9 protein-coding genes are annotated in these 13,400 nt (G+C 68.3%); 5 read left to right on the top strand and 4 right to left on the bottom strand.

Features of this window, described 5'->3' with window-relative positions:
* Positions 1–34 precede the first annotated feature (34 nt).
* Positions 35–3,670, top strand: a complete 3,636-nt coding sequence (locus WS57_RS10990) for a hydantoinase B/oxoprolinase family protein (protein ID WP_069244195.1) — start codon at positions 35–37, stop codon at positions 3,668–3,670.
* Positions 3,671–4,339: 669 nt separating this feature from the next.
* A complete protein-coding gene (pdeR, locus tag WS57_RS10985) occupies positions 4,340–6,343 on the top strand; it encodes a cyclic di-GMP phosphodiesterase (RefSeq protein ID WP_009694801.1) in 2,004 nt (667 codons plus the stop codon).
* Between the two features lie 48 nt (positions 6,344–6,391).
* Here the strand turns inward: pdeR and WS57_RS10980 are convergent, their stop codons facing one another.
* On the bottom strand, positions 6,392–7,255 hold the full coding sequence (locus tag WS57_RS10980; RefSeq protein ID WP_009694800.1) for a crotonase/enoyl-CoA hydratase family protein: 864 nt from the start codon (positions 7,253–7,255) through the stop codon (positions 6,392–6,394).
* 402 nt (positions 7,256–7,657) lie between these two features.
* On the opposite strand from WS57_RS10980, the gene WS57_RS10975 reads away from it, so the two are divergent.
* Positions 7,658–9,628 carry an APC family permease gene (locus tag WS57_RS10975; RefSeq protein WP_069244194.1) on the top strand — a complete coding sequence of 657 codons (1,971 nt, stop codon included), beginning with the start codon at positions 7,658–7,660 and terminating at the stop codon, positions 9,626–9,628.
* 281 nt (positions 9,629–9,909) lie between these two features.
* Positions 9,910–10,230 carry a DUF1840 domain-containing protein gene (locus WS57_RS10970; protein ID WP_009687697.1) on the top strand — a complete coding sequence of 107 codons (321 nt, stop codon included), beginning with the start codon at positions 9,910–9,912 and terminating at the stop codon, positions 10,228–10,230.
* A 147-nt stretch (positions 10,231–10,377) separates the two neighbouring features.
* Here the strand turns inward: WS57_RS10970 and WS57_RS37595 are convergent, their stop codons facing one another.
* The 3 genes from WS57_RS37595 to WS57_RS10960 all read right to left on the bottom strand — a co-directional run bounded on the left by WS57_RS37595 (position 10,378) and on the right by WS57_RS10960 (position 11,115).
* On the bottom strand, positions 10,378–10,536 hold the full coding sequence (locus WS57_RS37595; RefSeq protein WP_167361722.1) for a hypothetical protein: 159 nt from the start codon (positions 10,534–10,536) through the stop codon (positions 10,378–10,380).
* A 14-nt stretch (positions 10,537–10,550) separates the two neighbouring features.
* Complete coding sequence (locus tag WS57_RS10965; protein ID WP_059480939.1) at positions 10,551–10,826, bottom strand: hypothetical protein; 276 nt, start codon at positions 10,824–10,826, stop codon at positions 10,551–10,553.
* A 103-nt stretch (positions 10,827–10,929) separates the two neighbouring features.
* On the bottom strand, positions 10,930–11,115 hold the full coding sequence (locus WS57_RS10960; RefSeq protein ID WP_009687700.1) for a hypothetical protein: 186 nt from the start codon (positions 11,113–11,115) through the stop codon (positions 10,930–10,932).
* Positions 11,116–11,427: 312 nt separating this feature from the next.
* On the opposite strand from WS57_RS10960, the gene WS57_RS10955 reads away from it, so the two are divergent.
* The gene (locus WS57_RS10955; RefSeq protein ID WP_069244193.1) at positions 11,428–13,320 is read left to right on the top strand and encodes a DUF3857 domain-containing transglutaminase family protein; all 1,893 of its coding nucleotides are present in this window, start codon (positions 11,428–11,430) and stop codon (positions 13,318–13,320) included.
* Positions 13,321–13,400 lie beyond the last annotated feature (80 nt).

Below are 13,400 nucleotides of genomic sequence, written 5' to 3'. Positions count from 1 at the left end.
TCCTTCGAATCCACGACGCATCGATTTCATCGCCATGACTGACCGACACACTTCTCCCGCACCCTCCGACACCGCGCGCTGGCAATTCTGGATCGACCGCGGCGGCACCTTCACCGACATCGTCGCGCGCCGGCCCGACGGCACGCTCGTCACGCACAAGCTGCTGTCGGAAAACCCCGAGCAGTATCGCGACGCGGCGGTGGCCGGCATCCGTCACCTGCTCGGCCTCGCCGACGGCGAGCCGATCACGCCCGAGCGCGTCGACATGGTGAAGATGGGCACCACGGTCGCGACCAACGCGCTGCTCGAACGCAAGGGCGAACGCACCGCGCTCGCGACGACGCGCGGCTTTCGCGACGTGCTGCGCATCGCGTACCAGAACCGGCCGCGCCTGTTCGATCTCGACATCGTGCTGCCCGACGCGCTGTACGAGACGGTCGTCGAGATCGACGAACGCGTCGGCGCGCACGGCGATGTGGTCGAGCCGCTCGATCTCCACCGCGCCGAAGCGGCGCTGCGCCGCGTGTTCGACTCGGGCGTGCGCGCACTCGCGATCGTGCTGATCCACGGCTATCGCTACACCGCGCACGAACGCGCGCTCGCGCAGCTCGCGCGCCGCATCGGCTTCACGCAGGTGTCCGCGTCGCACGAGGTGTCGCCGCTGATGAAGATGGTGTCGCGCGGCGACACGACCGTCGTCGACGCGTATCTGTCGCCGATCCTGCGCCGCTACGTCGAACAGGTCGCGCGCGAGATGCCGGGCGTGAACCTGCAGTTCATGCAGAGCAGCGGCGGGCTGACGCGCGCCGACGCGTTCCAGGGCAAGGACGCGATCCTGTCGGGCCCGGCCGGCGGCATCGTCGGGATGGTGCGCGCGGCGCGCGCGGCCGGCTTCGAGCGCGTGATCGGCTTCGACATGGGCGGCACGTCGACCGACGTGTCGCATTACAACGGCGAGTTCGAGCGCGTGTTCGAGACGCAGGTGGCCGGCGTGCGGATGCGCGCGCCAATGATGAGCATCCATACGGTCGCCGCGGGCGGCGGCTCGGTGCTCGGCTTCGACGGCGCGCGGCTGCGCGTCGGGCCCGAGTCGGCCGGCGCGAATCCGGGGCCGGCCGCGTACCGGCGCGGCGGCCCGCTGACCGTGACCGACTGCAACGTGATGCTCGGCAAGATCCAGCCCGACTATTTCCCGCGCGTGTTCGGCCCGCATGCGAACGAGCCGCTCGACCGCGACGGCGTGGTCGCGAAGTTCGCGGCGCTCGCCGACGAGATCCACGCGGCGACCGGCCGGCGCGAGACGCCCGAGGCGCTGGCCGAAGGCTTCCTCGAGATCGCGATCGGCAGCATGGCGAACGCGATCAAGAAGATCTCGGTGCAGCGCGGCCACGACGTTTCGCGCTACGTGCTGACGACCTTCGGCGGCGCGGGCGGCCAGCATGCGTGCGGCGTCGCCGACGCGCTCGGCATGACGCAGGTGTTCGCGCATCCGCTCGCGGGCGTGCTGTCCGCGTACGGGATGGGCCTTGCCGACCAGACCGCGATGCGCGAGCGCGCGGTCGAAGCCGTGCTGTCGGACGACTCGCTGCCGGCGCTGAACGCGGCGCTCGACCGGCTGACCGACGAGGCGGTCGGCGCGCTGCTCGAACAGGGCGTGCCGCCCGAACGGATCGCGACCGACCGGCGCGTGCACTTGCGCTACCAGGGCACCGATTCGGCGCTCGACGTGCCGGCCGGCAGCGTCGCTGCGATGCAGCACGCGTTCGAGGCCGCGTACCGGCAGCGTTACGCGTTCCTGATGCCCGGCACGCCGCTCGTCGCCGAGCTGGCGTCGGTCGAGGCAATCGGCTGCTCCGACGCGCCGGTCGAGATCGCACCGCTCGCGCCGCGCGGCGACGGCGCGCCGGCGGCGGACACGACCGTGCGTTTCTATTCGGGCGGCGCATGGCACGACGCGGCGCTGTACGTGCGCGACACGCTGCTGGCGGGCGACGCGATCGACGGGCCGGCGATCATCGCGGAACGCAACGGCACGACCGTCGTCGAGCCGGGCTGGCGCGCGCAGATGTGCGCGCAGGGCAACCTCGTGCTGACGCGCACGACGCCGCTGCCGACGCGCCGCTCGCTCGGCACCGACGCCGATCCGGTGCGGCTCGAGATCTTCAACAACCTGTTCATGTCGATCGCCGAGCAGATGGGGCTGCGGCTGCAGAACACCGCTTACTCGGTCAACATCAAGGAGCGGCTCGACTTCTCGTGCGCGATCTTCGACGGCGACGGCAACCTGATCGCGAACGCGCCGCACATGCCGGTGCACCTGGGCTCGATGGGCGAGAGCATCCGCACGGTGATCGAGCGCAATCGCGGCCGCATGCGCGACGGCGACGTGTTCATGCTGAACGATCCGTATCACGGCGGCACGCACCTGCCGGACGTGACGGTCATCACGCCGGTGTTCGCGGACGGCTCCGACGCGCCGCTGTTCTATGTCGGCTCGCGCGGCCACCACGCGGACATCGGCGGCACGACGCCGGGCTCGATGCCGCCCGATTCGACGCATATCGACGAGGAGGGCGTGCTGATCGACAACTGGCTGCTGGTGTCGGCCGGCGCGCTGCGCGATGCGGACACGCGCGTGCTGCTCGCGTCCGGCCGCTATCCGGCGCGCAACGTCGAGCAGAACATGGCCGACCTGCGCGCGCAGATCGCCGCGAACCAGAAGGGCGTCGACGAACTGCGCCGGATGGTCGTGCAGTTCGGCCGCGACGTCGTGCTCGCGTTCATGGGGCACGTCCAGGACAACGCCGAGGAGGCCGTGCGGCGCGTGATCGGCGCGCTGCAGGACGGCGACTATCGCTATCCGCTCGACAACGGCGCGGAGATCCGCGTCGCGATTCGCGTCGATCGCGCGGCCCGCTGCGCGACGATCGATTTCACGGGCACCTCGGCGCAGCTCGACAACAACTTCAACGCGCCGAAGGCCGTGTGCATGGCCGCGGTGCTGTACGTGTTCCGCACACTCGTCGGCGACGACATCCCGCTGAACGCCGGCTGCCTGAAGCCGCTCACGGTGATCGTGCCCGAGCGCTCGATGCTGAACCCCGAGTACCCGGCGGCCGTCGTGTCGGGCAACGTCGAGACGTCGTCGGCGATCACCAACGCGCTGTACGGCGCGCTCGGCTGCGTCGCGTCGAGCCAGGGCACGATGAACAACTTCACGTTCGGCAATGCGCAGTACCAGTACTACGAGACGATCGCGGGCGGCAGCGGCGCGGGCGACGGCTTCGCGGGCGTCGGCGCGGTGCAGACGCACATGACGAATTCGCGGCTGACCGATCCGGAAGTGCTCGAATGGCGCTACCCGGTGCGGCTCGACTCGCACGTGATCCGCGCGGGTTCGGGCGGCGCCGGACGCTGGCGCGGCGGCGATGGTGCGGTGCGGCGGATCCGCTTTCTCGAACCGATGACCGCGTCGATCCTGTCGAACAACCGGATCCATGCGCCGTTCGGCGCGGCGGGCGGCGAGCCGGGCGCGCTCGGCCGCAACACGATCGAGCGCGCGGACGGCACGGTCGAGACGCTCGACCATATCGGTCGCGCGCAGATGGCGCCCGGCGACGTGTTCGTCGTCGAGACGCCGGGCGGCGGCGGATACGGCGTCGCGGGCTGACCGGGGCCCGCATGCGGACGGCGGCCGGCGCCCACCCGCCGTCCAAAGCCCGGCCATGCCGGCGCGGGCGCCGCACGCGCGCCGGCATGACGGGTTTCGCCGCGCCGGCGCGGCTGTCGCGCCGACAAAACGTCCGGTGCACCGGAATGCGGCGCGTTATTGCCGCGTTCGGGGAAATTAAAATCGCGCATTCCTGCTAATACCGAATGGAAATTGTCCCGCCCGGCGTCAATTCGTATCGGATCATTCCCATTTTTCGCGTTTGGTATAAGATCCGTCCCCGGATTTCAGGATTTGCCGCAAACCCCCGCCGGGCGCGGAATTCCGTCCGTCACGCCGAAACCCTTGTCCGGCGCGGCGTGCGGCCCCCGACCACGGCCCGGCATGAAAACAGGCGCCGATCAGTCGAGTCGTGATTCCTTGACACCCCGAATGAAATGTGAATGCCAATCCGTATCGGCATTTGATAAGATGGCTTCGTCACTCGATTGGCAGAACCCGTGCGTAATAGGCAGACGCCGGGTCGCATGAGTTGGGAACAAGTACGGGACGAGGACCGTCGTCGCGGTTGTCACCGCCGCCTGGTTGGGTGGGCGGCAGGTCCGGACGGACGGTCGGCGAACTCGCCTCCGTCTACACTGTGCGTTTTTTCTGGGTCGGGGCGTGTCCATGGATGACGAAAACGATAGCGCGGTGCTCGAGGCGCATGTCGGTACGCGCAGCCCCTGCTGGCGTCTAGGCAGCGACAGCAACGCGCTCGAACTCGCCGCCGTGCGCGGCATGACCAATATCAGTGTCGCGCTGGCGGCCGATCAGGCCGCGCGGATCCGCGCGCTGACGGGCGTCACGTCGCACCTGGTGCTCGACATCGCGCTGTTCGGCCATCCGGTGGCGCTGCATCTGGTCGGCAGGAAGGTCAACACGACCGACTGGGCCGGCACCGCTTCCGCGTATTCCGACACCGTGTCCGTGGCGGGCGATCTCGCGCACGGGCTGGCGTTCGCGGAGCAGGTCGTCTCCGAGGTGAACTCGCTCGTCGTGATCCTCGACCGCAACGGCATGGTGCAGCGCTTCAACCGCCTGTGCGAGGAAGTGACCGGCAAGCGCGAGGTCGACGTGATCGGCCGCAGCGCGTTCGAGCTGTTCATGAGCCCCGAGCAGGGCGCGCAGTCGCGCAGCAACATCACCGGGTTTTTCGCGAGCAACCAGGCGTTCGCGGTCGAGCGCTACATCAACACCGTCAACGGGCCGCGCCTGTTCCAGTTCCGCAACAAGTTCGTGCAGAGCGGCAGCGGCGTCGACGAGCAGTTCCTGATCTGTTCGGGCATCGACATCACCGAGGAGCGCAACGCGCAGCAGCGGCTCATCGAGCTCGCGAACACCGACGTGCTGACCGGGCTGCCGAACCGCCATGCGATCAGCGAGCGCATCCATGCGGTGATCGCGGAGCAGAGCCGCGACAAGCCGGGCCAGATCGGCATCCTGTTCCTCGATCTCGACAACTTCAAGCGCGTCAACGACCACTACGGCCACATCACCGGCGACCGGCTGCTGCAGGACGTGTCGGCGATCATCAGCGGCTGTCTGCCGTCGGGCGCGACGCTCGCGCGGCTCGGCGGCGACGAATTCCTCGTGCTGTTCGAGAACGGCACGCGCGCGCTGCTCGAAGCGACCGCGCAGATCATCCTCGAACGGCTGCGCACGCCGATTCATCTCGGGCTGATGGAGGTCTACACGAGCTGCTCGATCGGCATCGCGATGCATCCGCAGCACGGCGACTCGCTCGAGACGCTGATCCGCAACGCCGATACCGCGATGTACGTCGCGAAGGAAGCCGGCAAGCACACGTACCGCGTGTTCTCGCTGGAGATGAACCAGCGGGTCGCGAAGTACATGTGGCTCGACACGAACCTGCGCAAGGCGCTCGAGGAAGAGCAGTTCGTGCTGCACTACCAGCCCGTCGTCGATATCGCGACGGGCGACGTGCATGCGGTCGAGGCGCTGATCCGCTGGCAGTCACCGGACCGCGGGCTCGTCGCGCCGGTCGAGTTCATCCGTTTCGCGGAAGAGTCGGGGCTGATCGCGCCGCTCGGGCGCTGGGTGATGCGCACGGCCGCCGCGCAGGCTGCCGCGTGGAAGGCGAAGGGGCTCGGCGTGCGGATCGCGGTGAACGTTTCCGCACGGCAGTTGCAGGACATGAACATCGTCCACCAGTTCGCGTCGATCCTCGACAGCGCCGGCCTGAAGCCGGGCCTGCTCGACATCGAGCTGACCGAGAGCTGCTTCATCGAGGACGAGGATGCCGCGCACGGGCTGATGAAGCGGTTCCGTCAGCTCGGCGCGCAGGTCCATCTCGACGATTTCGGCACCGGCTATTCGTCGCTGTCGCAACTGTCGCGGCTGCCGCTCGATGCGATCAAGCTCGATCGCAGCTTCATCACCGGCATCGACCGCAATCCGCGCTCGCAGGCGCTGGTGCGCTCGGTCGTGTCGCTCGCGAATGCGCTCAATTTCTCGGTGATCGCCGAGGGCGTCGAAACGCACGAGGAAGCCGCGTTCCTGAAGCAGATCGACGTCGGCCACGCGCAGGGCTACTACTACGCGCGGCCGATGGCGGCCCAGGCATTCGAGGCCTGGCTCGCGGAGACGAGAAAGCTCAGGCTGATCGCCTGAGCCGTCCCGGGTCGCGGCCGCCGGCATCCGGCGGCCGCCGCCGTCACGTCACACGGTGCGCAGCTTCGACACGCGCCGGTTCTGCAACATCACCAGGCGTTCCATATACGCGAGGTCCTTCGGCTCGATCGTGAACGCCGCATGCACCCAGTCCTCGGTGATGTCCATCAGCTCCGAACGCGTGAGCTGGAACACGCGCTCGCGCGCGCGCAGCATCGCGCGAATCCCGTTCAGCTTCGGCTTCATCACGTCGATGAAGGTGCGCGTCGCGAGATAGGCGTCGCCCGCGTCGAAGGTCTGGTCGATCAGCCCGCGATCCTCGTACCACTCGGCCGCGTGGGCCTCGCCGGTCGAGATCAGCTGCTCCGCGAGCGCGCGGTCGGCCTTGCGCTTGACGAGCGAGTAGCCGCCCATGCCCGGGAACAGGTTGAACGCGATCTCGGGAAAGCCGAGCTTGACGCCCTTCTGCGCGAGCACGTAGTGATGCGCGAGCGCCGCCTCGAAGCCGCCGCCAAGCGCGCTGCCCTCGACCATCGCGATCGAGATCGCGCCGGTGCCGAAGCCGGTGTAGATCTCGTACACGCCGTCGATGCACGAGCGCGCATAGGCCATCAGCAGGTCGCGCTTGCCGCTGCGGATCGCGTCGACGAAGAAGCTCAGGTCGCCGCCGACGTTGAACAGCTCGGGGACGAGCGAGCCCGTCACCCAGAAGTCGAACGGCAGGCCCGAGTCGCGTGCGACGCGCGCGAGATGGATGATGTCGGTGACGAGCTGCTGGTTGAAGCACGGCCGCGGTTCCGATCTCAGCATCATCCACATGATGTTTCGGCCTTCCTCGTAAAACGCGGTCAACTGCGTGAGTTCCCCGGCTTCGTAGAACGGACGGCAAGCGGGATGAGATTGGAGTTGCATGGTATGTCCTCGTGAGATGTGGTTTTTGAACAGACCGCCGCGAGTGGCGCCATGCGGGGAGCGGGTTTCCCGCATGGCGCCGCTCGCGAGGCCCCGCCATTGTTGCGCGCACACAAAAGACGAATTGCGGGGAAAAACGCACGAAGGGGATGCGGGCGGAAATCGCGTCGGCGCGATGAAGCGGGCGGGCGCGGGGCCCCGAGCGCGGCGTGGCCGCCGGGCTGCGGCGCGGCGCGGCGCCGGTTTGCTGCGGGGCCGGCGGCGCGGGCCGGGCGCTTACGCGCTGAAAGCGATGCGGAACGGCTGCGCGTGCCCTATGGAATGTGCGGACTGGCGCAACGCGCGTGTGTCGATTAGCTTTAAAAGATGACGCCGCCTCGCCGCGGCGCGGGGGAGGGGACCATGGCCGCATTCCGGAAAGCGTGGCAAATGCTCGTCGGCAAGCCGCTGGATCCGCTCGATCCGCGCACGCGGCATGCGATCGCGGTCACGCCGCTGCTGGCCTGGGTCGGGCTCGGCGCCGACGGCCTGTCGTCGTCGTGCTACGGCCCGGAAGAGGCATTCCTCGCACTGGCCCACCACACGCCGCTCGCGCTGTTCCTTGCGCTTGCAACGGCGGCGACGGTGTTCATCATCGCGCTCGGCTACAACCAGGTCATCGAGCTGTTCCCCACCGGAGGCGGCGGCTATCGCGTCGCGACTGCGCTGCTCGGGCCGAAACCCGGCCTCGTGTCCGGCGCGGCGCTGCTGGTCGACTATGTGCTCACCGTCGCGACGTCGCTCGCGAGCGGCGTCGATGCGTTCTTCAGCCTGCTGCCGGTCGGCGCGCAAACGTTCAAGCTCGCGACCGAGATCGTGCTGATCGTACTGATGACGGGCCTCAACTTCCGCGGGATGCGCGAATCGATCATGGTGCTGCTGCCGGTCTTCATCGGCTTCGTGGTCCTGCATTTCGGGCTGATCGTGTACGGCGTGGCGGTGCACGGCAGCCATCTCGCGCAGATCGTGCCGGGTGCGGTGCACGAGGCGCACGGAATGTCGCAATCGCTCGGCACCTTCGTGATGCTGGCGCTGCTGATGCGTGCGTTTTCGCTCGGCGGCGGCACGTATACAGGCCTCGAGGCCGTGTCGAACAACGTGAACATGCTCGCCGAGCCCCGCGTGCCGAACGGCAAGGCGACGATGTGGTACATGTCGACGTCGCTCGCATTCACGGCCGGCGGCATCATCCTGCTCTACATGCTGTGGGACGCGCGGCCCGTCGAAGGCGAGACGCTCAACGCGGTCGTGTTCGGCAGCGTGATCGACCACCTGGGGCTCGGTTCGGCGTTCGCCCGCCATGCGCTGCTCGCAGCCGTGCTCGCATTCGAGGCGGGGCTGCTGATGGTCGGCGCGCAGACGGGCTTCCTGGACGGGCCGGCCGTGCTGTCGAACATGGCGTCGGATTCGTGGGTGCCGCGCCATTTCCGCGACCTGTCGACGCGGCTCGTGCGGCAGAACGGCATCATCGTCGTCGGCTTGTCGGGCCTGCTGATCCTGCTGTGGACGCACGGCAGCGTCGACGTGCTCGTCGTGCTGTACAGCATCAACGTGTTTCTCACCTTCAGCATGTCGCTGCTGGGCATGTGCACGTACTGGTGGCGGCATCGCGGCGAGCGCGGCTGGTTCAAGCATTTCTTCCTGTCGGCGCTCGGGCTCAGCGTGACGGCGACCGTGCTCGCCATCACGCTGATCGAGAAGTTCACGGCCGGCGGCTGGCTCACGGTGCTCGTGACCAGCGCGGTAGTCGCGCTGTGCTTCATGATCAACCGCCACTACGCCTACACGCGCACACAGCTCGCCAAGGAGGACGCGCTGTTCTCCGGGCCGCCCCCCGCAGTCGACGAAGCGGTCGCGCCCGGCAGGCCCGACCCGGCGCAGCCGACCGCCGTGCTGCTGGTCGGCAAGCATCGCGGCGCGAGCATGCACGCGCTGCTGTGGGTCAACCGGCTGTTTCCGGGACACTTCCGCAACGTGATCTTCCTCGCGGTGGGCGAGGTCGATGCGAAGTCGTACGACGGTCACGAACACCTCGAGCGGCTGCGTCACACGATTACCGAATCGCTCGACTACTATGTCGCGCACTGCCGCCGCAACGGCATCGCCGCCGACTACCGGATCGCGTTCGGCACGAATCCCGTGCTCGAATTCATGAATCTCGCATCGTCGACGCTCGACGCGTATCCGAACGCCGTCTGCTTTGCGAGCAAGCTGATCTTCCGGCGTGTGAATTTCCTGACCGCATGGCTGCACAACCAGACGCCGGTCGAGCTGCAGGCGCGCTTGCACGTCGAGGGCAAGCAGATGGTGCTGCTGCCGATGAACGTCGGCTGACGCGCGGCGGTCGCGATTCCGTGAAAACGATTCCGTATCGTCCGTGCCGGTTCCCCACGGTTGAATACATCACAATGTGATATAAAATAAAAACAGGCCTTCGTGCCATTCGGCCATGAATCGCGAGCGAGTCCGGCGGTGCGAGGCGCGCATTGCGTTGGACAGCCCGGCGAACCGGGCTGGCGGCTGCGCGGCGTGACGGGATGGCCGAACAGACCGCGCCGCAACGAGCGCGCGACAAGCGCCGGACGCCGCCGCGGTAACGACAGGGGAAAATGACGATGCTGGTTACGTTTCGGTCATCCGCCGCACCCGATATCGTGATGTTGCGCGATCTGGCGCAATACCTGCTCGGACTCGTCGGCAAGGGGCTCGAGGTGCGCGGCGTGATTTCGGTCGACGAGCTGCCGGGCGCGATCGCGCGGCTCGAACAGGCGATCAGGGACGACGTCGCGCGGCAAAGCGCGCACGAACATTCGACGCACACGGCGCGGGTCGAACTGTCGCCGCATGCAGGCGGGCTTGCGCAACGCGCGTGGCCGCTGCTGGACATGATGCGCGCGGCTCGCGAGCAGGGCCGGCACGTGATGTGGGGCGTGTAGGCGCGCATCGCACGCGTGCCGCCATGCAACGAACCTCCGCTGGAAGGCCGGCGGCTTCGCATCGCACGATGCGGATGCCGCCGGCCGATTTTTTTTGTCCGGCGCCGCCACGCGGACGCGCCGCGCACCGCCGCGGCGTTGTCGCGACTACGGATGACGGTGCGTGTGCGAGCGCGGCGAACGTCGCGAGGGCCGGTGAAGCAGCCGGTCGCGCACGCGGTCGCGGCTGCGCCGCTCCGCGAAGAACAGCACCGCGAATACGAGGACCGCGAGCAGGATGATGATCCGGACGATGTCGTGTTCCATGTTGCCTCCGACGATCAGCCTGCGGGCATCGGCGCGGCGGCGAGCTTCGTATCGATGAAGCGCTTGGCCAGCGCGATCGAGAGCCGGACCGCGTCCGCGTCGCTGCGGAACACGTGGTGCTTCGGATCCAGCAGGTGTGCTTCATGGCGCCCGCCGGCGTCGTTCCAGCAAACGACGGCGAGCGGCTGGTACAGCGCGCCGAGTTCGAGGCCTTCTCCGGCCAGCGGCTCGACGAGCGCGCATGCACGGATCTCGCAGCGGCGATAACGCATGCAGAGCGGTATCTCCATGATAGTCCTCCTGGCGGCGGCGATCGTTTCGACCCCGCGTGTGCGACGCTGCCGTCGCAACGGCCTTTGATCGGACGAATGGCCGTCGTGCTGCCGCAAGCGCTCAGGTCAGCATCGGCATCGCTTCGATCAGCGCGATGCCGATCAGTGCGCCGAGCGCGGCGCCGATCAGCTTCGGATGCCAGCGTTCGAGATGGAGCGCCGTCAGCAGCGCGCCGATCAGGATCACGCCGAGCAGCGCGAACGCCACCACGAGATAGCCGATTTCGAAATCATTGTTGATCAACATGATCGCCTCCTTCTCCAGGCCGGGCAGGTCGCGTTCTCGGTGCCGCATCGGCGTCGGCAACGGCATGTGCCCTTGGTGACCTGTCCGGATTATATATCACAACATGACATAAATGGCGATCAGGCCGCGACCGGAATGCGCCGGCCGGGAATCGGGCGATCGAGCACTCGGCGGCGTTTCGACGGGCGCGAGCCGCATCGCTTGACGCTCGCCGGTGCGTCACCCACACTGGACGAGCCCGGCGGGCACGCCCGTGTGCACTGCCGGCGCGCGATCATTGCGTCCCGATACGAACGGGCACAGAGGTTCGACGTGGTGCGTCCTTTTTCCCGATTGACCGGTTGCGTGCTGGCCGGCGTCGTGCTGCTCGGCGTCGGCGCGTTCGTGCCGCGCGCGCATGCCGAGGCCGGCGACGATGCGCCCGTCACTGTGGTCGAGGACACGCACGTATTCGTGATCCAGCACGACGGCTCGCTCGACGAGCACGACGATTCGACGCTGCGCGCGAACAATGCGAACGGGATCGACGCGATCGCGCAGCGCTACGTGTGGTTCGACAAGAACCTCGAGCAGGTCGAATTGCTCGCGGCGGAAACGATCGATCGCGACGGCGTCGCGCACGCGGTCGGCGCGGACGCCATTCGCGACGTGCAGGAGCCGCGCTCAGCCGGCGCGCCCACGTTCCAGGACGGCCTGTTGCGCACGGTCGTGTTTCCGGGCGTCGAAGCCGGGTCGAGCACGCGCGTCGCGTTCCGCAAGACGCGCACCCGGCCGGTCAATGCGGGCTACTTCGGCTACACCGTCGAGCCGTCGCGCGAGCCGGTCGAGAGCCAGCGGCTGATCTTCGACCTGCCGGCCGACATGCCGCTCCATGCGGACGCGCACGGCTACGTCGCGTTGCCGCCCGTGACCGCGAACGGCCGCACGCGCTACGAGTTCGATTACCGGCACGGCCCGTACGATCGCATCGAGCACGGTGCGGTCGGCTATCCGACCTACGGCGACCGGCTCGTCGTGTCGACGCTGCCCGACTATGCGGCGTTCGCCGCGCGCTATCGCAACGCGGCGGTCGATCCGGGCGCGAACGACCCGGCCATCGTGCGCCTGGCGCAGTCGCTCACGGCGAACGCGGGCGATCCGCGCGACAAGGCGCGCATCCTGTACGACTGGGTGCAGGCGAACGTGCGCTACGTCGGACTGTTTCTCGGCGAGACGGCGGCCGCGCCGCATCGCGTGACGGACATCCTGCGCAACCGCTACGGCGACTGCAAGGACCACGTCGCGCTGTTCGGCGCGCTGCTCGCGGCGGTCGGCATTCGCAGCGAACCGGTGCTGATCAACCTCGGGTCCGTTTATACGCTGCCGTCGGTGCCCGGCTATGGCGGCGGCGCGATCAACCATGCGATCACCTGGCTGCCCGATCTCGGGCTTTACGCGGATACGACCACGGCCGGCATCGCGTTCGGCTACCTGCCGCCGATCGTGATGGATCGTCCGGCGCTGCTCGTCGACACGGGCGTGCTGTCGCGCACGCCGGCCACGCAGCCGCGGCGCCGCATTGCGCGGCTCGACATCGACGCGGCGCAGCGCGGCGCCGAGCGGTTTCATGCGTATATCGAGGACGACGGCTGGACCGCCGAACTCGAGCGCAACGTGTTTCGCCGCGCGCCGCCCGAACGCATCGCGCAACTGGCCGCGGAACGCCTGCGGCTGAGCGGGCTGCGCGGGCGCGCGCAGATTGCAACCGGCGTGCGCAATGCGACGGACGGGCCGTTCGACGTGACGATCTCGGGCACGCTCGATCATCTGGTGTGGCCCGACGGTACGACCGCGGTGCCGGCGCTGTCGAGCCTGACCGGCGGCATTGCGACCCAGGTCGAAGGTTGGCTGGAGGAGCCCGTGCGCACGCAGCCGTGGGTCTGCATCGGCGGCGCGTTCGACGAGACCGCGCAGATCGCGCTGCCGCGCGATGTCGCCGTGACCGACTTGCCGGTCGATATGAGCGTGCACGATCGTTTCATCGACTTCACGTCGCACTACGTATTCGATGCGGCCGCGCGCGTCGTGCAGATCACGCGGCGAATGAACGCGGATTTCGGGCGGCAGGTGTGCACGCCCGACGAGTTCGCGGCGCTGCGCGCGTCGCTCGAACGCATCGAGCGCGATACGCAGGCGCAGATCGTCGTGCGGGCGAAGCCGCGCTGAGCGTCGCCGGCGCCAACGAGCACCGGCGGGCGTCGCGGCGTCCGCGATCACGCGCGCATGACCGATGCCGGTCGGCGCGC

Source organism: Burkholderia pseudomultivorans (assembly GCF_001718415.1).
GTDB lineage: Bacteria > Pseudomonadota > Gammaproteobacteria > Burkholderiales > Burkholderiaceae > Burkholderia > Burkholderia pseudomultivorans_A.
The sequence above is the reverse complement of the archived record's forward strand: the minus strand, read 5'-3'. Positions and strand labels throughout refer to the sequence as shown.